General features: G+C 51.7%; 26 protein-coding genes and 1 tRNA gene. 15 read left to right on the plus strand and 12 right to left on the minus strand.

Translation table 11 applies throughout. The annotated features are described in order from the left end of the window. Together E7Z62_07800 and E7Z62_07805 are read right to left on the minus strand one after the other, a co-directional pair. Window positions 1-386 (minus strand): hypothetical protein (locus E7Z62_07800; protein ID MBE6523006.1); only part of this gene is annotated, 386 nt, incomplete at its 3' end. Next, on the minus strand, window positions 349-1,347 hold the full coding sequence (locus tag E7Z62_07805) for a hypothetical protein (GenBank protein MBE6523007.1): 999 nt from the start codon (window positions 1,345-1,347) through the stop codon (window positions 349-351). The genes E7Z62_07805 and E7Z62_07800, both read right to left, overlap by 38 nt. A gap of 50 nt (window positions 1,348-1,397) precedes the next feature. Here E7Z62_07805 and E7Z62_07810 point away from each other — a divergent pair, with 50 nt between their 5' ends. The 3 genes from E7Z62_07810 to E7Z62_07820 all read left to right on the plus strand — a co-directional run bounded on the left by E7Z62_07810 (window position 1,398) and on the right by E7Z62_07820 (window position 3,051). Then, window positions 1,398-2,441 (plus strand): NAD(P)/FAD-dependent oxidoreductase, encoded by a 1,044-nt coding sequence (locus E7Z62_07810; GenBank protein ID MBE6523008.1) that lies wholly within the window; start codon window positions 1,398-1,400, stop codon window positions 2,439-2,441. Between the two features lie 71 nt (window positions 2,442-2,512). Further along, window positions 2,513-2,734, plus strand: a complete 222-nt coding sequence (locus E7Z62_07815) for a hypothetical protein (protein MBE6523009.1) — start codon at window positions 2,513-2,515, stop codon at window positions 2,732-2,734. A 134-nt stretch (window positions 2,735-2,868) separates the two neighbouring features. Next, on the plus strand, window positions 2,869-3,051 hold the full coding sequence (locus E7Z62_07820) for a hypothetical protein (protein MBE6523010.1): 183 nt from the start codon (window positions 2,869-2,871) through the stop codon (window positions 3,049-3,051). 31 nt (window positions 3,052-3,082) lie between these two features. Here E7Z62_07820 and E7Z62_07825 read toward each other — a convergent pair whose 3' ends face one another. Genes E7Z62_07825 through E7Z62_07835 form a run of 3 tightly spaced genes read right to left on the minus strand, consistent with a single transcriptional unit; the run spans window position 3,083 to window position 4,062 of the window. Continuing rightward, entirely contained in the window at window positions 3,083-3,289 is a 207-nt protein-coding gene (locus E7Z62_07825) for a hypothetical protein (protein ID MBE6523011.1), read from the minus strand. Window positions 3,290-3,291: 2 nt separating this feature from the next. After that, entirely contained in the window at window positions 3,292-3,690 is a 399-nt protein-coding gene (locus E7Z62_07830; GenBank protein MBE6523012.1) for a pyridoxamine 5'-phosphate oxidase family protein, read from the minus strand. A gap of 6 nt (window positions 3,691-3,696) precedes the next feature. Continuing rightward, the gene (locus tag E7Z62_07835) at window positions 3,697-4,062 is read right to left on the minus strand and encodes a PAS domain-containing protein (protein MBE6523013.1); all 366 of its coding nucleotides are present in this window, start codon (window positions 4,060-4,062) and stop codon (window positions 3,697-3,699) included. Window positions 4,063-4,187: 125 nt separating this feature from the next. Here E7Z62_07835 and E7Z62_07840 point away from each other — a divergent pair, with 125 nt between their 5' ends. The 9 genes from E7Z62_07840 to E7Z62_07880 all read left to right on the plus strand — a co-directional run bounded on the left by E7Z62_07840 (window position 4,188) and on the right by E7Z62_07880 (window position 14,780). Beyond that, entirely contained in the window at window positions 4,188-5,123 is a 936-nt protein-coding gene (locus E7Z62_07840; protein MBE6523014.1) for an NAD(P)/FAD-dependent oxidoreductase, read from the plus strand. Window positions 5,124-5,163: 40 nt separating this feature from the next. Then, window positions 5,164-6,210: a deaminase gene (locus E7Z62_07845; protein ID MBE6523015.1), complete on the plus strand. Its 1,047-nt coding sequence runs from the start codon at window positions 5,164-5,166 to the stop codon at window positions 6,208-6,210. A 1-nt stretch (window position 6,211) separates the two neighbouring features. Beyond that, window positions 6,212-6,649, plus strand: a complete 438-nt coding sequence (locus tag E7Z62_07850; protein MBE6523016.1) for a universal stress protein — start codon at window positions 6,212-6,214, stop codon at window positions 6,647-6,649. Then, complete coding sequence (locus E7Z62_07855; protein MBE6523017.1) at window positions 6,650-7,489, plus strand: CBS domain-containing protein; 840 nt, start codon at window positions 6,650-6,652, stop codon at window positions 7,487-7,489. 4 nt (window positions 7,490-7,493) lie between these two features. Further along, a complete protein-coding gene (gene glyS, locus E7Z62_07860) occupies window positions 7,494-9,194 on the plus strand; it encodes a glycine--tRNA ligase (protein ID MBE6523018.1) in 1,701 nt (566 codons plus the stop codon). A 146-nt stretch (window positions 9,195-9,340) separates the two neighbouring features. Next, window positions 9,341-10,519: a CBS domain-containing protein gene (locus tag E7Z62_07865; GenBank protein MBE6523019.1), complete on the plus strand. Its 1,179-nt coding sequence runs from the start codon at window positions 9,341-9,343 to the stop codon at window positions 10,517-10,519. Window positions 10,520-10,588: 69 nt separating this feature from the next. Continuing rightward, window positions 10,589-11,125: a GNAT family N-acetyltransferase gene (locus E7Z62_07870; protein ID MBE6523020.1), complete on the plus strand. Its 537-nt coding sequence runs from the start codon at window positions 10,589-10,591 to the stop codon at window positions 11,123-11,125. Between the two features lie 66 nt (window positions 11,126-11,191). After that, on the plus strand, window positions 11,192-13,801 hold the full coding sequence (locus E7Z62_07875) for a valine--tRNA ligase (GenBank protein MBE6523021.1): 2,610 nt from the start codon (window positions 11,192-11,194) through the stop codon (window positions 13,799-13,801). A 34-nt stretch (window positions 13,802-13,835) separates the two neighbouring features. Next, window positions 13,836-14,780, plus strand: coding sequence for a DUF1848 domain-containing protein (locus tag E7Z62_07880; protein ID MBE6523022.1), 945 nt, complete (start codon window positions 13,836-13,838; stop codon window positions 14,778-14,780). Between the two features lie 10 nt (window positions 14,781-14,790). On the opposite strand, the gene E7Z62_07885 is transcribed toward E7Z62_07880, so the two are convergent. From E7Z62_07885 to E7Z62_07895, 3 genes are all read right to left on the minus strand, one after another. Beyond that, the gene (locus E7Z62_07885) at window positions 14,791-15,435 is read right to left on the minus strand and encodes an endonuclease III (GenBank protein ID MBE6523023.1); all 645 of its coding nucleotides are present in this window, start codon (window positions 15,433-15,435) and stop codon (window positions 14,791-14,793) included. A gap of 38 nt (window positions 15,436-15,473) precedes the next feature. Then, window positions 15,474-16,886 (minus strand): DEAD/DEAH box helicase, encoded by a 1,413-nt coding sequence (locus E7Z62_07890; protein ID MBE6523024.1) that lies wholly within the window; start codon window positions 16,884-16,886, stop codon window positions 15,474-15,476. 119 nt (window positions 16,887-17,005) lie between these two features. Next, window positions 17,006-18,517 (minus strand): DEAD/DEAH box helicase, encoded by a 1,512-nt coding sequence (locus tag E7Z62_07895; GenBank protein ID MBE6523025.1) that lies wholly within the window; start codon window positions 18,515-18,517, stop codon window positions 17,006-17,008. A 107-nt stretch (window positions 18,518-18,624) separates the two neighbouring features. Here E7Z62_07895 and E7Z62_07900 point away from each other — a divergent pair, with 107 nt between their 5' ends. From E7Z62_07900 to E7Z62_07910, 3 genes are all read left to right on the plus strand, one after another. Continuing rightward, window positions 18,625-19,248, plus strand: a complete 624-nt coding sequence (locus tag E7Z62_07900; protein MBE6523026.1) for a hypothetical protein — start codon at window positions 18,625-18,627, stop codon at window positions 19,246-19,248. Beyond that, window positions 19,249-19,515 carry a hypothetical protein gene (locus E7Z62_07905; GenBank protein MBE6523027.1) on the plus strand — a complete coding sequence of 89 codons (267 nt, stop codon included), beginning with the start codon at window positions 19,249-19,251 and terminating at the stop codon, window positions 19,513-19,515. 95 nt (window positions 19,516-19,610) lie between these two features. Then, window positions 19,611-19,685, plus strand: a tRNA-Gly gene (locus E7Z62_07910). A 35-nt stretch (window positions 19,686-19,720) separates the two neighbouring features. Here E7Z62_07910 and E7Z62_07915 read toward each other — a convergent pair. The 4 genes from E7Z62_07915 to E7Z62_07930 all read right to left on the minus strand — a co-directional run bounded on the left by E7Z62_07915 (window position 19,721) and on the right by E7Z62_07930 (window position 25,350). Next, the gene (locus E7Z62_07915; GenBank protein ID MBE6523028.1) at window positions 19,721-20,086 is read right to left on the minus strand and encodes an ACT domain-containing protein; all 366 of its coding nucleotides are present in this window, start codon (window positions 20,084-20,086) and stop codon (window positions 19,721-19,723) included. 44 nt (window positions 20,087-20,130) lie between these two features. After that, window positions 20,131-20,871, minus strand: a complete 741-nt coding sequence (locus tag E7Z62_07920) for an amino acid ABC transporter ATP-binding protein (protein ID MBE6523029.1) — start codon at window positions 20,869-20,871, stop codon at window positions 20,131-20,133. Further along, window positions 20,858-23,980 (minus strand): transporter substrate-binding domain-containing protein, encoded by a 3,123-nt coding sequence (locus tag E7Z62_07925; GenBank protein MBE6523030.1) that lies wholly within the window; start codon window positions 23,978-23,980, stop codon window positions 20,858-20,860. The genes E7Z62_07920 and E7Z62_07925 overlap by 14 nt, the downstream gene beginning before the upstream one ends. Before the next feature lie 146 nt (window positions 23,981-24,126). Continuing rightward, window positions 24,127-25,350 carry an isocitrate/isopropylmalate dehydrogenase family protein gene (locus tag E7Z62_07930; protein MBE6523031.1) on the minus strand — a complete coding sequence of 408 codons (1,224 nt, stop codon included), beginning with the start codon at window positions 25,348-25,350 and terminating at the stop codon, window positions 24,127-24,129. Between the last annotated feature and the right edge of the window lie 44 nt (window positions 25,351-25,394).

Consider the following 25,394-nt stretch of genomic DNA (forward strand, 5'->3'; position numbering starts at 1 on the left):
GCCTCTTTCTTTCCGGCCATCATTGCCCAGCATGTCCCTAGACCTAGGGTTTGCGCATACAGAACAAGCTGTTCACCGTAGTATCCAGCATCCAGGTTCAGCGTGTCCGATTCGGGTCCTCTGATGACCATGTAGTTGACGGCATTCTTGAATTTGACAACGGTCTTCAAAAGGAATCTTCCGAATGCCTTGGGTTCATTCAGGACAAGACGTATTGACATGCCGCTTTCCTTGTTTATGCGGGATATCTCGTTCTGCAGGGATGTCAGCACATCCCCTTCGATTTTCTTTTCAGTGTAGAGTCTAACCGAATGGCGTTCCTGTATGGCTTGATCGAAATTCATGTTATCAGTCTCTGTATCTTGCAAGTGCCTCAAGGTTTTCATTGGGAGTCTGAGGCGGAACTCCGCATTCGCACATTATCACAGAATATCCTGCACCGTCCGCTTCCAGAGCAGCCTTCCTCACTTCTTCTGGTGTCCCCTGCATCATCGTATCGATCGGACTTATCCCGCCTACCAGGATGGTCCTATCACCGACGCGGTCGAAGACGGATTGGGGATTCCCGTGCGATTCAACAGATACAGCCGTAGGTTCGAGATCAGGAAGGTAATCCACAACTGTATCTGTGGTACCGCAAACGTGTGCGACAGAGAACGAGTCCCTGATGCTGTCGAACACCGTCTTTTCGTACGGAGCGAATATGGAGAATGTCTCGGGATCCATGACATCCTCTGCCCCTTCAGTTATCACGAACACGTTATCGGACGCTTCTGACAGCGCTCTGGCGTATTCGGATTGATAGGGGACCATCTTCTCAATCCATTTGAACGTCATGTCGGGATCCATTATCGTCCCCATAATGAAATTCTCGAAACCAACCATGTGGCCTGTCAGCTCTATGGGTCCGATGAGGGACGAGGTGAGGAATAGTTCAGGATGCTCTCTGGAGATGCGTTCAGCAACATGTACGTGCATCGAACATCTCCCTTCCGAAAGGAACTCTTCCGGAGGCATGAACTCAGGAGGTTCTTGGATGGTTTCGTTCCACCATGGGGAACCGGTAACTGCGGGCTGTCTGCCCCCATCGCCTTGGGAAACATAGCATCCGAGCCTTTCAGCCTCGGAAGTCAGATCGAACGGTATCCTGGCAGTGGCAAAACCGAATAATTTTGACGGCTGGAGTGCCAATTTTATCATTGATTCTTCGGAGAAGTTGGCATCGGGCCAGCATGCTCCGCAGGATTTCATCAGTTCCACCGTCCCGGTCTGGGAAAACAGTGCTGGAGGGGCCTGTCCCTCATTCTCGCCGTTCATGGCATCGATGATTTCCTGCTTGGAATCCATGAAGAAAAAAGACCGTTCCTAAGTTATAAAGGGAAGGCATTGTATGGCCGATGACAGATTGTAACGTCCTCATAATCGGCTCCGGTCTGGCAGGGATGTCCGCCGCCGTAAGGCTCAGGGAACTCGGCGTCGAGGACGTAGTCGTCATTGAAAGGATGTCCGGTGCCCAGTATGAGCATTATCACATGACATGCGGCGAAGCGATCAGCGACAGGATGGTCCGTCTTTCCGGCATAGGTAGAGATTGTGCGATCAGGGAGATAGATTCCGCTGTGATAACATGCGGGGACGTTGACATACGTGTCCGTTCCAAAGGCGCAATAATCGATCGTGTAGCGCTTCTGAGGGCGATGAGCAGCATAGGCGGTGCGAACATCGTCAGAGGCTCTGTTAGGGCCGTTAAAGAGACGGACGGGGGCTATATCGTAGAAACCGAGGGTCAGCAGTACCGGTGTAAGTTCCTTGTAGGTGCGGACGGTGCCTTCTCTGTTGTTAGGAAGAATCTTTTCGGATACGGGCCCGAGGTCAAGATGGCTGCGGTGAACAATTTGGTCGAAGGGGATTCAGAAATATCCGAGATCCGTTTCACCGTATCGCCTCGGTATTCCGGTTCATATAGGTGGGATTTCCCTTCGAAGGACGGGCTTAGGTCCATAGGGTACATCCAGGGTACCGACGATCTGCAAGATTATTCGGAGCGTGGAATCCGTTTCATCGTAACAGGTACCAACAGGCATGTGGTGAACGGAAACTGTTGCATAGTAGGGGATGCGGCGCTTCTGGCCAACCCTCTGTGCTACGGCGGGATCGGCGTGGCGCTGTTATCCGGAAGGAAAGCGGCGGAAGGCATCGCCAGGGGCGACCTGTCGGGATATCAGAAATGGGTCAGGAAGAGCATAATGTTCGATCCGCATTACATGAAGGCATACAACACTTTCAAAGAGTGGAATCAATCGGAATTTGATGACGCTGTCGTTCCTTTCCGTAAAAGCAGTTCGCTGCTGCTGATGAGAGGTGCCTATGCTATTCTGAGGCGCCCTAAGTGGGCAAATGTGTATACATCCATCTGGATGGGTTTTAAGTACTGTTGGTAACTGATTCCTTTATTACGCGCGTACTTTTTATTTTATATATAACAATGAAATACGGGTGACAGTTGATCAACATGGTTGATTTTAGCTACGAAGTCACAGAGAACATCGCAGTTCTTTCCGAGTCCTCCAAAGGATGGACCAAAGAATTGAACCTTATCAGCTGGAATGGAAGAGAACCCAAGTACGACATCAGGGAATGGTCCCCTGATCACAGTAAGATGGGTAAGGGCATCACACTCTCTGATGAGGAAGTCGAGGTGCTCAAGAAGGCCCTGAATACAAGGGATATCTGATTCATCTCAAAGCCGGGGCCCTCCCGGCAATCATCTTTTTCATTTCTACAAGTTTAAAGTTCGTTTTCTTAGACTTTCATATACATGTTAGTACATACATCCCGCAATGCATCGAAGATGCGGACGTGATTCGAATGGCATATGGCGGATATACACGTGACAGGGAGAAACCCAGAGAATTCTTCAAAGCCACATGTTCTGACTGTGGTAAGGAGTGCGAGGTACCGTTCAAACCTACGAACGGGAGACCGGTCTATTGCAGGGACTGCTTCAGCAAGCACAAACCTGCAGTAGAGCGTGACAGATCGAAATACTGAAAAAAATACGGGGCCGAGACCCCGAAAACCTTTATTTTTTCTGATAAGCGGTAGTGTACATCATCAGCAGCAGAAATGTTGGCAGCGCTATCAGGAATAGTGCACATCCAATGATCAGGACCACGGCACCCGCTGTTCTCATACCGAACCCGAATATCAGCACCAATCCGATGACGGCGCATATACCGCCGATGACGAACAGTATCTCGGACAGTTTCTTATGTTGTCTCGGTTCCATGGTCAGGCCACTTGGCTTCCAGCGAAGTTCGTCGCGCTTTCGTCCCATATCTCGAGGACTTTGAACTCCCACACCGCTGTGGGTGTGAGGTTGTATTTCTCCATGATTACCGTCATCTTGTCGAAGGCGGGACCTTCGATGATCCTTCCTGTGGTCACCGCTTTAAGCGAGTATCCGTTCCTGCCCTGCCATACAAGGATCTCCACGTTAGGATTGTTCTTGAGGTTGTCGCATGTCCTGTGCATGAACACCTCTGCTACCAGGATCGTGTCGTCCCCGAGCATGGATAGGCTTGCACAGACTATAGCATGGGGTTTTCCGTCTGGGGTAACTGTGGTGAGCACCTTATGGGTGTCAGGGTGCTTAATCATCTTGGCTACTGGCTCGGGAATGGTTATCATCTGAACTCACTCTTCTTTCTTGAGGGGGCGGAGGCATTGGATGACCAGTTCCATCTTGCCGTCCTTGAAGTAAGGGACGGTCCTGCATTCGACCGTGATCCCGGTCGTAGGTATGACCTTCCTGCGTATGGGATTGGTCGGTTCGCCGATTACCACCGTACCCGCATCGCAGTCTGAGCATGGCAGGGAATTCTTGAAAAGCTGGTGGCATTTCATCTCCAGTGCCTTGTCGACATTGATACCGAATGCTTTCTCTCCCGCATGGTTCATCCACAGAATGTTGTGGTCCGCATCATGTATGACTATGACCTCATCCAATGTGTCTAGGATCAGGTTCATGAGTTTCTCGGAATAGAGCTCGATTTGGTCCATGGTTTTCCCCCAATGGATTGTAATCTACTTCGAGATAGATAAACAGCATGTTCAACATCATTGGCTACAGTGTCCAAAAATGTAACCTATCCCATTTTATACGGTTATTTTGATAGAGGCGACCAATGAACTACGACGTTGTCATCATAGGAGCGGGCCCCGCGGGGCTAACGGCAGGAATATATGCTAGATCCAAAGGAATGACAACACTTCTTCTCGACTCAGGACGCGTGGGTGGACAGCTGGTCAGCCTGTACCCTGAGAAGGGAATCCACAACTATCCCGGCTTCGAGACCATTCAGGCCAGGAAGCTCTCTGACAAGCTCTATGCCCAGGCGGAGTCCATGGGATGCGATATCAAGGAGATGGAGAAGGTCGAGGAGATCAACAACGGGGAGGAGGAGCTTGTAGTCGTTTCTTCCAAAGAGACCTATCATGCCAAATCGGTGATAATCGCAATCGGAATGGGAAGCTTCAAGCCCAAGAAGATGGGATGTCCCGGAGAGGAGGAATTGGCCGGAAAGGGAGTGACGTACATACTCCCCAGGAAAGAGGAGCTCGTAGGCAAGAAGGTCGTGATGTTCGGAGGCGGAAACAGCGCAATCGACATGGCAATGATCGCAGTGCAGGTTGCAGACACCACGCTGGTGCACCGCAGGGCGGAATTCAGGGCGGACGAATCCACCGTGAGGGAACTGGAGAAGAGCGATGTTACCGCCATCATGAACGCCAACCTCAAGTCCATAAACGGTACCGATAAAGTGGAGTCCGTGACTCTCACCATCGGAGAGGAGGAAAAGACGGTCCCTGCAGATCTGGTCGTTATCAACATCGGAATCTCTGCAGATCTGGACGACCTTAAGAAATGGGGTATCGAACTCACCGATGACGGTCTCGTCAAAGTGGATTTCGATATGTCCACCAACCGTCCAGGAATCTATGCATGCGGAGATGTCGTATCCTACGAGGGCAAATACAAGCAGATCACCACTGCCTGCGGAGAGGCCACCACGGCTACGATGATGGCCTACAAGTTCGTGAAGAAACCCTATTGGGCATGAGCGGACGTGTGTTTTTATCCGTGGCGGATGATGACGTCCTATGACGCTCACCGGCAGGTCCGATGATTTCATTGCAGGAGGGTATATCGTCGATCACGGTTCCCTGGAGCCGTGTACCGTGGTATGTGCCGATGGGAAGGTCAGTATCGACGATTCATTGCTGGACAGATGCGATTTCTCGGCAGTGTTCATCAGGGACATGGTGAATGCTCACACGCATTGCGGTGATTACGGTCTAAAGGTTCCGAGAGGGTTGAGCCTAGAGGATTTGGTGGCGCCTCCGAACGGTCTGAAGCACAGATACTTGGCAGGCTTGGACGAGAGCACGCTCAAGGAGAACATGGCCCGTTTTGACAGGGCATCCGCATCTTTCGGTTCTGCAGCCTTCATCGACTTCAGAGAGGGCGGCGCGGAAGGGTGCAGAGTACTTCGCTCGTGCAGCAAAGATGCCGTCATCCTGGGGCGTCCGATATCTGCAGAATACGATCCCGAGGAGATCCATGACATCCTTTCGGTGGCCGACGGCATAGGGGTATCGAGCATTTCGGATATCGATAAGGGCTATTTGGAGTCAATCGCGGATGAGGTCCGCAGGGCAAGGAAGATATTCGCCATACATGTCAGCGAGAGGGTCCGCGAGGATATCGATGAGGTGCTTTCGCTGGATCCCGCATTTGTAGTCCACATGTGCGAGGCGACGGACGGCGACATGGCCAAATGCGCAGAGGCCGAAGTCCCTATAGCTGTATGTCCGACCTCCAACGCATACTTCGGAAAGGAGGCTCCTGTCGTCAGGATGCTCAATAGTGGAGCGGATGTGATGCTCGGTACCGACAATGGGATGCTGTGCGAACCAGACCTCATAAGCGAGGCATCGGCCCTTTCATCGCTGGTATCAAAACAGGGAGGAGACCCAAGCTCAACGTGGAATGCTCTGTCTGGTGTATCGAGCAAGTTATTAAATCGCAATAGAAGGATGGAGGGCGAGATACAGGAGCATTACCTCACAGTGGTTCCGCAGAGGGAAAAGGATGAGGAAATGGCGAAGGCCCCGTTCCGTATCAAATTGAATCGAGGAGTGTGTTGAAATGGCATTCAAAAAGATCCTGGTACCAACAGACGGAAGCGAATACACAAAGCCAGCGATCAAGCAGGCAATTGAGCTGGCAAAGATAACGGAAGCTAAGGTTACAGCCCTTTATGTTCTGGACCAGACTGTTCTTACAAACATGCCTATGGACACAGCGGTGATGAACGTCTACAAGACCTTGGAAAAGGAAGGTAAGGACGCTGTGGATTTCGTTACCAAGTACGCAGCAAACAAGGGTGTGGAAGTTGAAGTGGCCATCAAGGAAGGAACACCCGTCAAGGTGATCCTCGAGGAATCCCCCAACTACGACCTTATTGTCATGGGTACTCTGGGAAGGTCCGGAATGTCGAAGCTCCTTATGGGAAGCGTCGCAGAAAGGGTCGTTAGAGCAGCCAGCTGCCCAGTCATGGTCGTCAGAAGCCCGGAGGCAAACTGAATGAGTAAGACCGTAGCAGATATCATGGTCCCCGCACCCATCGTGTGCGAGGTCCCCGGAACACGTAATGATGCGATCAACATGATGGTCAGGAACAAACTGACCGGACTCCCGGTTGTCCGTTCATCCGACGGACAGCTTGTGGGAATTGTGTCCAGGAGGGACATCTTCCGCAAATTCGAGGAGGATCAGCTCTCGTTAATCATGAAGAAGGAGATAATGACCATCTCTCCCGATGTCACCATCGAGGAAGCGGCGGAGATCTTCTACAAGAAGAGGATCCACAGACTTCCAGTTGTGGAGGATGGAAAACTTGTAGGTATCATCACACCTACCGATCTCCTCAAAATCGTCAGGGACATCAAGACAACACTCACGGCTGAGGATGCTATCAACACAACATGCGTCACAGCCTATGAGGACGAGCCTCTGACCTATACGATTCCGGCCATGAGAATTAGCGACGTTACGGCCTTACCCGTTTTGGACGACCACGGAGAACTCGTAGGAATCATAACGGACCGTGATCTCTTCGACGATCAGGTCAAGGACGCTGATGCCATGAAGGCCCTGGGAATCATCGACGATGGAAACCTTGCAGGGTACAGGAACGTCCTTCCGCTTTTCTATGCGGCGACGGACAGGTACCTCGAGGATGACAGGAAGGTCAAGGACTTCATGGTCACAGAGCCTCTCACGATCTTCAAGAAGACTCCGCTCTCAGAGGTCGCCAAGATCATGCTCAACCACGATTTCGGACAGATTCCCGTGCACGGCACGAAGGATGAGCTCGTCGGAATGATCTACGATGTCGATGTGCTCAAAGCGCTCCTGAAGTGATCTCGTGGCAGATAACAGCAGCAACGATCTTGCATCAGTGATTAAGCGCAGAGGCTTCATCTGGCCCTCCTTCGAGATGTACGGAGGGGTAGCCGGCATGTACGACTACGGGCCTCTTGGATGTGCTCTCAAGAACAACATAGTCGAGATGTGGAGATCCATTTACAAGGGCCGCGAGGGATTCGTAGAGATCGATTCCGAGACGGTCAACCCCAGAGAGGTTTTCAAGGCCTCCGGACATCTGGACAACTTCGCAGATCTCATAACATATTGCAGCAAATGTCAAGCTCCGTTCAGGGCGGACCATCTTGTCAAGGAGTTCTATGACAACCCCGACGTCCTCACCCCTAAACAGTTGGAGGAGGCATTTGTCGAGCACAAGATCAAGTGTCCTGACTGCGGCGGCGACCTCGGTCCCGTCGAGGAGTTCAACCTCATGTTCAGGACCAATATCGGTCCTGGCAACGCCCGTGTGGGATACATGAGGCCCGAGACCGCTCAGGGTATCTTCGTGAACTACGCTAATCTGTACCGTTACAACAGGGATAAGCTCCCCATGGGCGTCATCCAGACCGGAAGGAGCTACAGGAACGAGATCGCTCCCAGGCAGGGAATGATCCGTATGAGGGAGTTCAACCAGATGGAAGTCGAGCTCTTCGTAGATCCCGACGACAAGGATTGGGTGAGGTTCCCTGATATCGAGAACGGTATGCTCGACCTTATCCCCAACACCACCCTCGAGCTCACGACGATGACCGTCAAGGAAGCGGTGGAGAAAGGTGTCATCGCGAACCGCGTACTCGCATACTTCGTTTACACCACCAAGCAGCTCCTCCTGTCGCTGGGAATCGATGAGAAGAGGCTCAGGTTCAGGGAGCACGAGAAGGATGAGATGGCCCACTATGCTGCCGATTGCTGGGATGCAGAGGTCCTTCTGTCCTACGGATGGACCGAGATAGTCGGTATCGCCGACAGAGGAAACTGGGATCTCTCCAGGCACGCACAGTTCTCCGGTCAGGACCTCACGCACTTCAAGAAGTACGATGAGCCGAGGGAGACCGAGGTGGAGAGGATCAACCCCAACAGCAAGGCATTGGGTCCGACATACAAGGGTAAGGCCAAGGCAATATCCGATGCGATCAGTGCCCTTCCGCCATCTGCTATCGTGGACGGAAAGCTCAAGGTCACAGTGGACGGAGAGGAGATCGAGCTGGGAAGCGAGTTCTTCGAGGTCGTCAAGAGGAAGGAGAAGGTATCGGGAGAAAGGGTCATACCCCATGTCATCGAACCTTCCCACGGTCTTGACAGGATCTTCTACTCCGTGTTGGAGCATGCCTACTCCTACGACAAGGAAAAGGACTACGTCGTCCTGAGGCTCGCTCCTGCAGTGGCCCCTATCAAGGTCGGAGTCTTCCCTCTGATGGAGAAGGACGGCCTGGACACCATGGCGAAGGACATCTATGACAAGGTCCACACCAGCAGGGTCGAGGCATACTACGACGGTTCCGGTACCATCGGTAAGAGGTACGCCCGTATGGATGAGGTCGGAACACCTTGGTGCATAACCGTGGATTATGACTCGCTCCAGGATGGCACCGTGACCATCAGGGACAGGGACACCACCGAGCAGAAGCGCATTCCAGCATCCGAGGCGCCAGCGATCATCGATGCGCTCTTGGCTGGGAAGCCCTTCGCAGAGCTCTGATATAAAACATTTACCGGGATCGAGAGGTCCCGGTCTTGTTCTTAACAACATATATAATGAGTTGTCCAGTAAAAACGGTTTTTGTGAACTACTAACAAGTGGGTTTTATATCTGGTATAATCAGATTCATTATACGAGGTGTAAAAATGGGTGTAAAGGACCTAGAAGATCTGAAGAAGCTATCCATGCTGAGATCACAGATCGACGGCATTTCCGTCGAGAAGATTATGTCCACAGATTTTCCGACCATCGATTCCGACTCTACCATCGCCAACGCCTTGGCGGTCATGAAAGAGTCAAAGTACCAGGACCTCCCGGTGCTTGAGAACGGATCATACGTAGGAGTTGTGACATATTCGGCGATCCTCAGGAAGAAGAGCGTCACTTTGGATGCAAAGGTCAAGAACCTTATTCGTAGCATCCAGACCGCAACTTTGGATCTGGAGATCACCAAGATCGCCGAGATGTTCATATCGAACAACTGCAGGCAGATCCCTATACTGAACGGCAAGAAGATCGTCGGAGTGGTCATGAGGAACAAGATCATCGATATCGTAAGGGACATCAAAGCCCTGAAGGAGATCAAGGTCTGGGAGATCATGACCAACCCTGTCGAGGCAGTCAAGGTCCACGATCTGATGGACGATGCGCTCGATCTGATGATAAGGGAGGACATAAGGACCCTTCCTGTAGTCGACGAGACCGACCGTGTGGTCGGAGTCGTGGGAATGAGGGAGATCATCGATAACAACTGGAAGAAGGACAACAAGACCATCGGGGACCTTTCGAAGAGCTCGAGATCCCAGATCACCGTCGAGTCCATTGCGACCACTTCCGCGAAGACCGTGGAATGGGATGCTGACGTGGCAGAAGCCGTCTCCATCATGGTGGAGAATGGATTCTCGACCCTTCCTGTTATCGAGAGCAACAACCTGGTCGGTGTCATCACCGAGTACGATGTGCTCGAACTGATCTCCGCATGCAGAGAGAGGGACATGGTGTTCGTCCAGATAAGCGGATTGGATGACAACGAGAAGGAGTACACCGACGCCATCTATGAAGACATCGAGAACATGATTTCGAAGGTATCCAAGATATACAAGCCGGAATCCCTCAACATCCATGTCTCGAGGTACAACGAGGTCGGAGGCAACCCCAAGTACAGCATCACCGCGAGGCTGTACATCAACGGTACTGGTCTGATGATGAAAGAAGTCGGGTACGACCTGACCAAGACCATGTCCGATCTCATCAAGAAGCTGGAAGCGGCCGTTGTTGACATGAAGGAATCCAAGGTCTCTTTCCGCAACAGGAGAAAAGCCTGAAACTATCATACCCCTCCCCAGCCGGAGGGGAAACCCCTTTATTTTTGACTGCAGTTCGTTAATTGTCTTATGGAACTGTCGACCCCGCGTCTGCTTCTGAGGCCTTGGATACAGTCTGATGCCTCTGACCTATTCAGCCTTGCCAGTGATCCTGCTATAGGACTGTTGGCGGGATGGAAGCCTCACGAATCAGTGGACGAGAGTGCAGCCATCATCGATACGGTATTTTCAAAACCGCTTGTATTTTGCATCGTGTCAAGGGCATCCAACAGGCCCGTAGGCTGTGTGGAGCTCAGCAGGAAGCCGCAGATACTGAGGAGCGGTCCCAATGATGTTGAGTTAGGCTATTGGGTCGGACAGAGGTATTGGAATCAGGGATTCGCGACCGAGGCCTCTATGGAAGCCATACGCTATGCATTTGAGGTGGAAGGCGTGCAGAACATCTGGTGTCAAACAGCCGAACGGAATCCCCAGTCAGCACGTGTTCAGGAGAAATGCGGGTTCAGATTTCATCACAGAGGGGTGTTCTCTAACCCATTTCTGGGAGAGGTCATCACGGTGGTATCCATACTGTCCAAGAAGGATTGGAAGAGGGCAAATTCCTGATTTCACCCGATGTTCATACCCGCGCGCATATTATATAAGAGCGGGCTTTACTCACGCCTGTTAGCCATGGCATATGATTCAGCTTCTATCGAGAAACGCTGGCAGGAGATGTGGAGGGATGACAAGCACTACCGCTTCGATCCCAAATCAGATAAGCCTGTCTTCAGTATTGACTGCCCACCCAGATACACATCCGGACCGCTCCATCTCGGACACGCTACCGGATACTCCATGATCGATTTCGCCGCCCGTTACAAGAGGATGAACGGATTCAACGTTTTCTTCCCTCTCTGTTTCGACGTCAACGGAACGCCTATCGAGGTCAAGGTGGAGAAGAAGCACGGAATAAACAAGCTCGACACTCCCAGGCAGGAGTACAGAAGGTTGTGCGAGGAGTTCGCCAACGGCTTCATCGAGCAGATGACGCACGATTACGAGATGCTCGGAGAATCCATGGATCCCAGCATCTACTACCAGACCGACGCCCCCTACTACAGGAGGATAACGCAGCTGTCGTTCATCAACCTGTTCAAGAGGGGACTGGTCTACAAGGCTAACTTCCCTGTCAACTGGTGCCCCAGCTGTATGACCGCTCTGGCGGATGCTGAGGTCGAGTACAGGGACAACGTTAACAAGCTGAATTACATCAAGTTCTACTTCGCAGACAACAAGGACGAGTACATGCTCATCGCCACAACCAGGCCTGAGCTGCTCTGTACCTGTAAGGCCGTGGCCGTCCATCCTGACGATAAGGAGAAGGCGAAGCTGGTAGGAAAGGAACTGGTCACACCCCTCTTCGGAAGGAAGGTCAAGATTATCTCCGACCCCAAGGTCAAGATGGATTACGGAACAGGAAATGTCATGATCTGTACCATCGGCGACAAGGACGATCTCGAGTGGACGATGAAGTACAAGTTCGAGATGGAGAAGGGAATCGACGAGCAGGGTAAGATGACCGAGCTTGCAGGAAAGTACTGCGGAATGCCCGTACTCGAGGCAAGGGACGCCGCCATCCAGGACCTCAAGGACCAGGGATTCATGGTCAAGCAGGAGGACAACCCTCAGCAGGTCTCCATCTGCTGGAGATGCCACACGCCCATCGAGTTCCTTCAGGTCCCCCAGTGGTTCCTCAAGACCACCGATTTCAAGGAGCAGATCCTCAAGAGGGCGGAAGAGATCAATTGGTTCCCCGAATTCATGAAGGTCAGGCTCCAGGACTGGACCAACTCCCTCAGCTGGGATTGGGTCCTCAGCAGACAGCGTATCTTCGCTACACCCATCCCTGTTTGGGAGTGCGAGAAGTGCGGACATGCCGTATGTGCAACAGAGGAGATGTGCTACTGCGACCCCACGCTGGATGCGGCACCCGTTGACAAGTGCCCCAAGTGCGGCGGAAAGATGATCGGATGCACCGATGTGTTCGACACATGGATGGATTCATCCGGATCATCCTTGTACAACACGTTCTGGGGAAGGGACGAGGAGCTCCACAAGAAGCTGTTCCCCATGTCACTCAGGCCCCAGTCCCACGATATCATCAGGACATGGGCATTCTATTCGATCCTCAGGGCGGACCAGATCAAGGATTCCATCCCCTGGGAGAACATCATGATCCACGGATTCATCATGGCTCCTGACGGAACCCCGATGCACTCATCGATCGGTAATGTCATCGATCCCATCCCGATCCTGCAGAAGTATGGTGCGGACGCGCTCAGGTACTACGTCACCACATGCTCGCTTGGAATGGATACCGCGTTCAGAGAGAAGGATGTCATCCGCGGAAGCAAGATCTGCAACAAGGTCTATAACATCGGTCAGTTCGCATCCAAGTTCATCCACGACGTGCCGGAGAAGTGTGACTCGCTGAGGCTCTCCGACAGGTGGATCATCAGCAAGTACTCCAAGACCGTGAAGGAAGTAACAGACTCAATGGAGGTCTATGAGTTCGACAAGGCAATGAGGGTCCTCGAGGACTTCATTTGGCACGAGCTCGCAGACAATTACATCGAGATGGTCAAGGGAAGGGATGACGATGCTGTCAGGTACACGATCTACAACGTTCTGCTTGGAAGCATGAAGCTCCTGGCCCCCATGATGCCGCACATCTCTGAAGAGGTCTACCAGTCCCATCTGAAGCAGATCGACGGCGGAAAGTCCATACACCTCACCTGCTGGCCCAAACCCATCTTCATCGATGAGCAGGCCGAGATGGAAGGAGAGAAACTGGCAGAGGTCATCGCACAGATCCGTGCATGGAAGGGAGAGAAGAAGATCCCTCTCAACCAGGAGCTCAGCATGATCGAGTTCGTCGGAAAGGACCTGAAGTTCCTGGAGTCTTCGGTGCAGGATCTTAAGGACACCACCAAGGCCAAGGAGGTCAAGGTGGAGGCCGAAGCAAAGCTGACAGAGGAAGTCATAGGCGTCAAGCCTGTGCATGCCAAGCTCGGACCTGCATACAAGGGACAGGCTAAGGCCATCGTTTCCGCAGTTGCGGCGATGGATGTCAAGGATGCGGCTTCCAGGCTTGCATCGGGGGCATTGGAGATCGAGGCGGACGGAGAGACCTTGACCGTCCCCGCCGAGTTCTTCCAGCTCGAGAAGGCTCTGATGCTCGAAGGCAAATCCGTCGAGACTATTCAGATCGGCGACGTGCTCGTACTGATCGAGCAGTGAAACAATTCAGCCGGGGGAGACCCCGGCATCTATCATGATAATCAACACAGGCGGAAGAACAGACACTGTCCAATACTTCACGCCATGGCTCCTGAGAAGGTTCGAGGAAGGGTATGTCCTCTCACGCAATCCCATGTTCCCCGATAAGGTGACCCGTTACGAACTGACTCCGGATAAGGTGGATTGCGTCGTATTCTGCTCGAAGAACTACGAACCTATCCTGGACGATCTGCATAAGATAACCGATCGCTTCAACACATACTTCTTCTACACCATCACGGCCTATGGAAAGGATGTAGAGCCCGGTGTGCCCTCGATCGATGATAGTATTGCCACTCTGAAGAGGCTCTCATCAATGGTAGGGAAGGAGAGGCTGGTGTGGAGATACGACCCGGTACTTCTCACCGACAGATATACCGTGGATTCCCATTTGTCGATAGTCTCCTACATGGCCAAGGAGATAGCACCCTATGTGGACAGGTGTGTATTCAGTTTCGTCGAGATGTATGACAAGCTGCAATTCAACATGCCCGAGATCATCCCCATCACGGACGGCGATAAGAGGAGGATCGCCGAAGGACTTGGCAGGATAGCTTCGGAGAACGGGCTGATTATACAGTCCTGCGGCACAGACACGGATTATTCCGAATTTGGAGTAAGGAAGTCAGGCTGTATGACCCTGGGAGCGCTGGGAAAGGCCAACGGAGTAGTATTCAGGGATCTGAAGCACAGAGGCATGAGGAAGGGATGCCATTGCATCGAGAGCAGGGACATAGGATGGTACGATACATGCTTGAACGGATGCAGGTATTGTTATGCTAACACCAATCCGATGAAGGCGTTCGACAATCACTCTCTGCACGATGTCAACTCGCCGTTGCTTCTTGGACATCTCAAAGAAGGCGATACGGTACAGCAGGGTAATCAGGAATCCTATCTGAAGAAGAGCCCTAAAGTAATCAGGCTCGACGATTTCTGAAAGAACGGATTCAGATCCCGCAGCCGTTGTTGTGATGGCATAGGTCAGCGACCGGGCAACCTTCACAGTCAGGGTTCTTGGGACGGCAGAAGGTCCTTCCGAGGGTTATGAAAGCGATATCGAGATCATCCCATCTGTCCTCCGGGACGGTGTACATTATCGCTTTCTGAGTGTCCTCCGGTTTCTTTGAACAGGATATCCCGATACGTTGTGATACACGGTTGATATGCGTATCCACTATGACTGCTGGTCTGCCGAAACCATATCTCATCACGCATGCGGCGGTCTTCTTCCCAACACCAGGTAGCTTCATAAGGTCGTCAGCATTGTCGGGGACCTCTCCTGAGAATTCCTCGATAATCATGGCTGTTACGTTCTTGATGCACCTGGTCTTCTGTCTGTAGTATCCCGAGGAGAACACTAGCTCCTCGATCCTCTCTGAAGGGGTGTTGTAAATATCAATGGGGTCGTGGCATTCCGAGAACAGCTTCTGGGAAGCTATCCTGCAGTTCCTCTCAGTGGTCTGCTGCGACAATATGGTCGATATCAGTATCTGGTACGGAGTGGAGCCGTCGTAACCTATCCCTTCGAAGTCACTCATCTCGAAATGGTCGAGAATTCTGTCTATGGCCAAGCAGGCCAATTGGGGGTCCATGGTTAGAAATTCCGGTGCCGAGGCACCGGTAATGATATTCAATCCTGGATGACGCGGACGGTAATCCTTTTGGACTTGAACTTGGCCTTCGTCAGGTCCATGGTCATCCTGTTCCCGAAGTCCTTGTGGACCTCAACGATCGAGGAATCGTCTCCGATCTCGATCTTTCCGATGGCGACGTCCCTGAGCCTTGCGTTGCGGATGATGAAGTCCGCCAGGCTGACCTTCTTGAATCCGTCCTTCTTTCCGAGGTTGACCTCGAACTTGCACATTCCGAAGACATCTGAGATCTGGTCGTAGTCCACGACCTTCTTGATAGTGTCCTTGGTGCCTTCCTCTGCCTCAGGAACGTCCCTCTTCTGGATGTCCATTCCGGTACGCATCTCGAATTCCCTTACAAGGTGCTTCTCCTCGGATGTGACGAAGGATACTGCGGTTCCCTCTTTACCAGCCCTTCCGGTCCTTCCGATACGGTGGATGTAGGTGTCGATGTCATCAGGCATGTCGTAGTTGATAACGTAGGTGATGTCATCGATGTCCAGTCCTCTTGCGGCGACATCTGTGGCGATGAGGACGTCCACGCCCTCTCCCTTGAAGTCCTTCAGGACCTTCTCCCTCTTGAACTGGGGCATGTCCCCGTGGATGGCCTCGATCTTGTAGTCCAGTTCCTTAAGCCTCTCTTCAAGGACATCGACCATCTTCTTGGTCTGACAGAAGATCAGTGCCTTGGGCTTATCGATGTCCAGGATTCTGCACAATGCCCAAGACTTGTTCCTTCTTCCGACGGAGATGTAGTACTGTTTGATGTTGTCCAGAACTACTTCGTCCTGAGAGACAGAAATCTCCTTGGGCATGGTCATGTAGTCGTATGCGAGCTGCTTGACGTTCTCCTGCATGGTGGCGGAGAACAGAAGCGTGTGCCTCTTGGAGGGCATGGCCTTGAGGATGTACTCGATATCCTCTATGAATCCCATGTCCAGCATCCTGTCGGCCTCATCCAGGACCATGGTGGTGATCTCGGAGAGGTTCAGGATTCCCCTGTTGACCATGTCTCTTACACGTCCAGGGGTTCCAGCTACAACATCGCATCCCTGCTGGAGCTTCTTGATCTGTCCTTCGATGCTCGCTCCTCCGTAGATGGGAATTATGACGTGTCCGGTGTACTTCGACAACTTTGTGAGTTCTCCTGCGACCTGGTTCGCCAGCTCCCTTGTAGGAACGAGGACGATTGCGGAGGGGACTTTCTTCTGAGCGGGTATTGTACCCAATACGATGGATCCGTAGGCTCCGGTCTTTCCGGTTCCGGTCTGTGCCTGGGCGAACATGTCGAAGCCCTCGAGACCCATTGGAATTGCGCTGACCTGGATGGGGGTCGGCTCGGACCATCCCATGTCGATCATTGCTTTTGCGATATCTTCCGGTATGCCTATTTCTGTGAAATCTGAGATCATTTCAATCACTGATCTGAAACAACTGCCTGCGACTGACACAGACAACCCATTTCTTTTCTAGGTCTGGGAATTTCCTTTTTATATATAATATATAAGGGGGCCAACTCGGGCCATATGGTTCAGTTCTTCTTGGCTAGTTTGTCCTTGCACCTCTCCTTTTGGGGTGCATAGGATGCCCTTACCTTCTTGCCGTTGAATCTGGTCCCGTTGACCGCTCTGATGACGTCGTCAGCCCTGTCCGAGGGAACTTCGATGAATGATGTTTTCGTCGACAACCCGATGCGTCCAATCTCATCCTCTTTGATACCGGCAGAGCCTGAAATGTAGGAAACAATGTCTGTACGGTTCAGTCCCTCGTTCTTTCCGATGTCAAGCGACAGGACGACCATGTCTGCCTTGATGATAACATCCTTCCTGATGGTCGCATCAATCTTCTTTTTGTGGGAGACTGCAGGCTGTTCCTTGACGACTTCGTCAGCATGAAGCGCCTTCAGTTCAGGGTTGTCTATCCTCAGATGGGGGATCTGTTTCCTGGTGACCCTCTCCACCTTTCTGCCCATGAATTCCTCATAAGCAGGGATCCTGCGGTCCTCCCTGTTGGAGATGAAGGTGATGGATACACCTGTCCTTCCTGCACGTCCTGCACGGCCTATGCGATGCGTATATGTCTCCGGATCTATGGGTGCGTCATAGTTCACTACGCATTCAATATCGTCGATGTCAAGGCCTCTGGCGGCTACATCGGTGGCAACGAGTATTTTCATCCTATTGTTCTTGAACCCTTTGATGGTCTTCTCCCTTCTCAGCTGGGGCATATCTCCATGGATGGCACCGATCTTCATGCCTTCCTTGCTGAAACCATCGTAGAGGTCATCGACCATGATCTTCGTGGAACAGAATACAAGCATCTTCGGATTCCCGTTGGCCATTATTTCTCTGAGGATGTCGACCTTCTTGTTCCTGGGAGTCTCGATGTAATACTGCTTCACCAGATCTGTCACGATCGCATCGTGAGATACGGAGATTTCCACAGGTTCCTTCATGGATTTTCCTGCGATTGCGTATATCTCATCATTGAGCGTGGCAGAGAACATGAGGGTCTGTCTGGTCTTCGGAGTGAGAGATATTAAGTTCTCGATATCCTCTATGAATCCCATGTCCAGCATCCTGTCCGCCTCGTCGAGCACCAGTTCCTTTATCTGACTGAGGTCCAGTATGCCTTTTCCGTGGAGGTCGAGAATCCTTCCAGGAGTTCCGACTACGACATCGCATCCGTTCTCCAGGACATCGATCTGTTTTCTGTATGACGCTCCGCCATAGATTGCGGTGATCACATGCTTTGTGTATCTTGCGAGATTTTTCATCTCCTTCGATACCTGGTCCGCAAGTTCTCTTGTTGGCGCCAGAACGACTGTTGAAGGTTTTTCCATGCCGGATTTCGTCCTTCCGAGGACGATAAGAGAATAGGCTCCGGTCTTCCCGGTACCAGTCTGTGCTTCGCCGAACAGATCTTTTCCTTCCAGGCCTGCAGGTATAGATTGCTGCTGTATGGGAGTCGGTTTAGACCATCCCGCCTCCTCTACGGCCTTGAGGAGTTTTTTGTTGATGCCCAGGTCTGCGAATCCGGTCATTGTCTACGCACGTCCGTTGAGCGAACAAATGGGTGTCTCTTATAAAGGTGTTGATACCGTTTTTATAAGGTCCTTTATTATAGTGCCAACATCATTGCCTCACTTAGATGATAGGCATTGTCTTCAATCCCGTCGCAGGGAGCGGTAAGTGCAAAGACAGGATGAAAGCGTTTCTCGAATTGATGGATTCTAAAAACGTGGAATACGAATACCGTGAGTCAGAGTATGCAGGACACACGAAGATCATTTGCCAGGAACTCGCCGAGACCTGCTCCACCATAGTCGCTGCAGGCGGTGACGGTACCATGAATGAAGCCATCACATCCCTTCACGGGAAAGACGTGAGGCTCGCTCTCCTTCCCTATGGTTCTGGGAACGATGCTGCCATGTCCATCTACGGGAAGAAATGCCCAGATTCGGTTGTTCTGGACCACATCCTTAGCGGCTCGGATATCAGAGTGGACTGCGGAAGGATCAACGACACCTATTCTTTCATGCTCATCGCAACATATGGATTCGGAGCAGATCTTGTTAAAGCTTTCAAGGAGGACGGAGGATCGTACCTCAAGGAAGCGCCCAAGATAATGGCGTACCGCAATATCAAGGACTATGTTCTGAAGATCAACGGGACAGAGAAGGAGTACAACACCGAGTTTATCTCAATATTGAATACTGGAATGGCCGGAGGCGGAATGAGGATCTATCCGGATTCCCATATGGCGGACGGCTAGATGGAGATACTTATTCTTCACAACAAAACCAGGATCAGAAGATGGATGAACCTTCTGGCGCTTGCCAGGGGCAGGTTGAAGTATCAGCCGAATCTGGAGGTAATAAAGCTCAAGGAGTGTACAATCATCTCAAAGGATAACGATTGCCTCAATCTGGACGGGGAGCTGCCTTGTCTGAAGGAGGTCAATGTCAAAGTCATCCCGGGCGGGCTCAGATTCGCATATGATACCAACATCAAACCATTTAACGGTCATTATTGGGATTGATAGGTCTTCTGGCTGAAGCAGATGTTTTGTTTTTATAATACGTCGAATAACCCACCAATAAGGTTTAAATGGAATTAGACAATCAGTGGCATGCTGCGATGGTGAGCTAGCGGTTAGACTCCTACCTTGCCAAGGTAGGTACTCGGGTTCGATTCCCGGCCATCGCACCATTTTCTCATTCATTATCGGAACAGCTAAGGCTTTGTCAAACGAAGCGATATCCGTTGTCAGAAAGGGATTCTATCGCTCTCTTCAGATGCTGTTCTTTCACCAATACGTAATCCGTATTGAACGTCGATACTGCGAATATGCCTATGCCTTCGGTTGCGAGGATTCCTGATATCTTTGACAGGATCCCTACCGATGAGAAATCCAAGGTGCCGCAGATCCTGAAGGCCCTCCAGCCAACGCTCTTTTCTATAGCATTAGTGGGGGTGGATGAAGCGGGACAGACAAGGGAGATCTCCTCATCCGTTTTGCTCAGGAAGTAGAATTCCCCATTTGTATCGATGTTTTCGAGGTTTTTCAGTTTGCAGATGGCCAGTTCCGTTTCTATGACTTCTAGTTCCATGGTATCGATGTGAATAATCCGGCCGTCAGGCCGGAATAAGAGGTTTAGATCAGATGCGACAGGAAGTCCTTCACATTGGGGTTGTTGTTCTGTCCGAAGAATTTCGCCGGAGAACAGTCTTCGACCACTACGCCGTCTTGGAACAGCATGACACGGTCAGCAACCTCTCTGGCGAATCCCATCTCGTGCGTGACGACAATCATGGTCATACCGGATTCTGCCAATTCCTTGATGATGTTCAGCACCTCTCCGACCATCATCGGATCCAGGGCTGATGTGGGTTCATCGAAGAGCATGATGTCCGGATTCATGGACAATGCACGTGCGATGGCAACACGCTGCTGCTGTCCTCCAGAGAGCTTCAGGGGATATTCGTCCGCCTTGTCCAGGAGACCTACCCTTGCGAGCAGATCGTCAGCTTTGGAGGAAGCTTCCTCTTCGGACATCACTTTCAGTTTCACAGGAGCAAGCATGATGTTCTTCTTCACAGTCATGTTCGGGAAGAGGTTGAATGATTGGAACACCATACCTATCCTCTCCCTGAGCTTGTTGACCTCTATCGAACCGTCGAGGGTGTTGATGCCCTCGAAGATGATCTCCCCGGATGTGGGTGTCTCAAGCTGGTTGATACATCTGAGGAATGTGGATTTACCGCATCCGGACATACCAACGACTGCGACTACCTCTCCCTTTCTGACCTCTGTCGAGATCCCTTTCAGTACCTCAAGGTCACCGAAATACTTGTGGAGGTCCTTGACCTCAAGCAATATCTCATCTGTATGCATTGTTCAGCCTCCTTTCGAGTTTTCCAACCAGATATTGAAGCACTAGGACTATCACAAGATAGATCAGCGCAACACCGATCAGTGGAACGAATGCGCTGTAGGTCTGCGACCTGATGAGCATGGCAGCCTTGGTGACATCGACGATACCGATGTAACCTGCGATCGAAGTCTCTTTCAGCAACGATATTCCCTCGTTACAGAGTGCAGGAAGGATGTTCCTGATGGCCTGAGGCAGGATGACCGTTCCCATGGCCATATTGAAGGACATTCCGAGACTCTCTGCCGCTTCAAGCTGTCCCTTCGGTACCGCATTGATTCCCGCACGTACTATCTCGGCAACGTAGGCACCTGAATTGATACCGAATGCGATTCCCGCGATGATGATGGAATTCAATCCAGATGATGCGAACACTATGAAATAGATGATCAGCAGCTGGACTAGGATAGGGGTACCGCGGATTATGGTGATGTACACTCTAGCGATGGCGTTGGGTATCTTGAGGTTGCCGCGCAGATCATGGAATGATCTGATGATCGCACAGATTATACCGATGAGCAGACCGAGCGCAAGACCGATGATGGTGATGTAAACGGTATTCTGAAGACCCATCAGGATAAGTTCGTAACGGTCCTTCTCAACGAAGTTCTTGATGATCTCGGACCACAGCCACTCGAACCAATTCTGGTCGCCATCGGATCCGCCTCCGTTATCTGGAGTATAGTGGTCGATGACCTGGATCGCCGCAAGGGCCTCCGGGTGTGCGGAGAAGTATCCTTCGATCTCGGGGTCGTATCCAATCGAACCGTAATATGCGAAGATATCGTCGATGACCCCCGTTTCCTCGAGGTAGGCCATCGCTCTGTTGGTATAGTCCAGCAGTTTGGTGCTGTCCTTGTTGAATACGAATGCGTATTCCTCGGCCTCTGCACCCGGAAGTTCGACATCCAAGAGCATCAGGTCAGAGTTCGCCTCCACGAAGGAAATGGCTACAAGGTCATCCAGGACAGCGAATTTCATCTGCCCTGTCTTGACGCTCTGAACAACTTCGGTGTATGTGTTGAACGGATGTACGTACGAATCTCCGAAGTCATCCACTGACAGGTAGTATCCTGTCGTACCCGATTCGACTGCCAGGTCCAGGTTCTTGAGGTCCTCCCAGGTCTTGGCGTTGGCTAAGGGGCTGTTCTTCAGGATCAGGACCTTCTGATATGCTACTGCATAGGTGGACGAGAAGTTCACGGTCTGCTTCCTCTCATCGGTCACGGTGAAACCGGAAGCACCGACATCGTACTGTTTGGAGGCGATGGCGTTTATGATGGAGTCGAACTCCATGAAGTTGAAGTTGACATCGAAGTCCATGGTGTGTCCGATGGCCTTCCAGATGTCCATGTCGATTCCCTCGTAGCTCTTGGAGACCATGTAGTCATACGGAGGGAAATCCGGATTCGTGGCCACTTGGACGGTGGTCTTCATCTCCCCGGGGACGTAATGCACCAGGACATCCAGTTTTGATAGCGCTTCGGGATGTGCTGAGAAGTATCCTACGGTAGCAGGATCGTAGCTTATCTCGCCGTAATATGCGTAGATATCGTCGATGATTCCCTTCTCCTCCAGATAAGACATGGCCTTGTTGGTGTATCCGAGGAGTTCAGTGTTCTTCTTGTTGAATACGAACGCGTATTCCTCGGCCTCTGCACCCGGAAGCTCAACATCGAGAATCTTCAGCTCGTCAGAGTGGGCCTCGACATACGATACCGCGACCAGATCGTCGATCACCGCAAATGCCGACTGCTTTGTAAGAACACTCTGGACAACGTCGGTGTATGTGTTGTACGGAGCAACGTAGGAATCGCCGTAAACATCCGCGGCCAGATAATAGCCGGTGGTACCCGATTCGACTGATATCGTGACGCCTTTCAGATCCTCCCATGATTTGGCATCGGCCAGAGGGCTGTCCGTACGGAGAAGGACATTCTGATGCGCTACGGCATAGGTGTTCGAGAAATTGATCATCTCCTTCCTTTCGTCCGTTACGGTGAAACCGGAGGCTCCGACCTCATATCTCTCGCTCTGAATAGCGTTTATGATGGAGTCGAATTCCATGAAGTTGAAGTTGACGTTGCAATCGAGGACGTAGGCGATGGCCTTCCAGATGTCCATGTCGATTCCCTCGTAATCGCCGGAGACGGTGTAATCATACGGAGGGAAATCGGGATTCGTCGCTACCTCTATCGTGTACTTGGTAGTAGGCTGATAATGTATGACCACATCGATTTCGTCCAGTTTCTCCGGATGGGCGGTGAAGTAACCGTACTCTTCCGGATCGTATCCGATGCTGCCGTAGTAAGCGAAGATGTCGTCTATGACACCCATTCCCATGAGGTAATCCATAGCCCTGTTGGTATACTGGAGCATCTGGTAGTTCGTCTTGTTGATGACGAAAGCATATTCCTCTATCTCGTCTCCCGGGATCTCGACATCCAGGATCTTCAGGTTCGAATCTTTCTCGGCGAAGGATTCCGCTACGAGATCATCGATCACTACGACGGATACGTAGTCCCTCTTCAGACCCTCTATGACATCCGTGTACGTGTTATACGGGGTCACGTTCTTTTCGTCGAAGACGTCTACGGCCAGGTAATATCCTGTGGTACCGGATTCGACTCCTACCTTATGGCCGAGGAGTTCGGTATAATCCTTGGCGTTGGCCAGAGGGCCGTCCTTGAGGACCATTGCGACCTGATGGGCGGTCGAATATGTGTCTGAGAAGTTCACCTGTTGTTTCCTTTCGTCTTTGACGGTGAAACCGGAGGCACCCACATCGTACTTTCCGGCCTCGATGGCGTTTATTATGGAATCAAAGTCCATGACATTGAAGTTGACATCGCAGCCAAGTGCTTTCGATATCGCCTTCCAGATGTCCATGTCGATTCCCTCATATTTGTCCGCGACCATGTATTCGTATGGCGCGAAATCGGGATTCGTGACCACCTGTATGGTATACTTCTGATCTGTGGCATCGTCTTCCTGCGAGACGGCTGCCAGACCAAGGAATAATGCCAAAGCGACGGCAAGGGTCACGATGAATAGCTTGTTCCTAGCAGTCAATTTATCTCAACCTAATGAGGGTTTATTAGAATCGGAATGGGATATGATGTTAAAATGATTAATGGGTGGCTGGGTGCCTGGTCCTTACGTCCAGATTGGTAGTTTGAGAGAAAGATGTCTCCCCTTTCGGGGAGTAAATAAATTGATCAGTTCTTCGCCTTGGCGATGGACTCGTCGATGTAGCCCTGCCAAACCTTCTCGATATCAGGTCTGGCCATAGTGTCGAGCACGTATTGAGCGAATTCGTCCCCGGTGGCTCCGGTGTCCCTTCCGGTCATGACGAGCTTCTTCTCGAACTGGGTGGTGATGTCCAACGCCATGTTGAGCTTCTTGGCCTTCTCCACCTCTCCGATGTGCTCCATCATCATTGCTACTGCTTTGATCATACTGCAGGGATCGGCGTACTGTGCGCGTCCCTCGGTGACCATCCTGGGAGCGGATCCGTGGATGGCCTCGAACATGGCGTATCTCTTACCGATGTTGGCAGAACCGGCGGTTCCGACTCCTCCCTGGATCTGGGCGGCCTCGTCGGTGATGATGTCGCCGTACAGGTTGGGCAGGACGAAGACTTTGAAGTTGCTCCTCCTTGCGGGGTCGATGAGCTTGGCGGTTGTGATGTCGATGAACCAATCGTCCCACTGGACCTCGGGGTAATCCTTTGCGACCCTTTCGGCGATGCTGAGGAACTTTCCGTCGGTCGTCTTGATGATGTTGGCCTTTGTGACGAGTGATACATAGTTCACACCGGTCTTCTTGGCGTGCTCGAAACCGGCACGGATGATCCTCTCGGTACCCTGTGTGGTTGCTACACAGAAGTCCATGGCGAGGTCGTCCGTGACGTTGACTCCGTCGCTTCCCAGTGCGTAGCTTCCCTCGGTGTTCTCCCTGTAGAAAACCCAGTTGATTCCGAGTTCGGGAACGGATACCGGTCTGACGTTAGCGAACAGGTCCAGTTCCTTCCTCATGGCGACGTTGGCGCTCTCGATGTTCGGCCAGGGGTCTCCCTTCTTGGGCGTTGTGGTAGGTCCTTTGAGGATCACGTGGCATTCTTTCAGTGCTGCCAGTGTGTCGTCGGGGATGGCCTTCATGACCTCGACACGCCTCTCGATTGTCAGCCCGTCGATCTGTCTGATCTCCACTTTTCCTGCTTTGATCTTATCTGCGAGCAGGACTTCCATGACCTTCTGGGCGGATGCGCAGATGTACGGTCCGATACCGTCACCTCCGCAAACTCCGATGATGAGCTTGTCAAGCTTGGAATAGTCTGTCCAGTCAGGTTCGTTCTTTAGAACTTCCACCCTCTCGAGCTGTTTCCTGAGCAGGACGCCGAACTTCTCCTGTGCCGCTTGGATTGCTTTCTCGTCAACCATTGTTATCGTGCGTGTGATTGTAATCCACGATAAAAAGGGATGGT

The organism is Thermoplasmata archaeon, from assembly GCA_015063285.1.
Taxonomy (GTDB): domain Archaea; phylum Thermoplasmatota; class Thermoplasmata; order Methanomassiliicoccales; family Methanomethylophilaceae; genus Methanoprimaticola.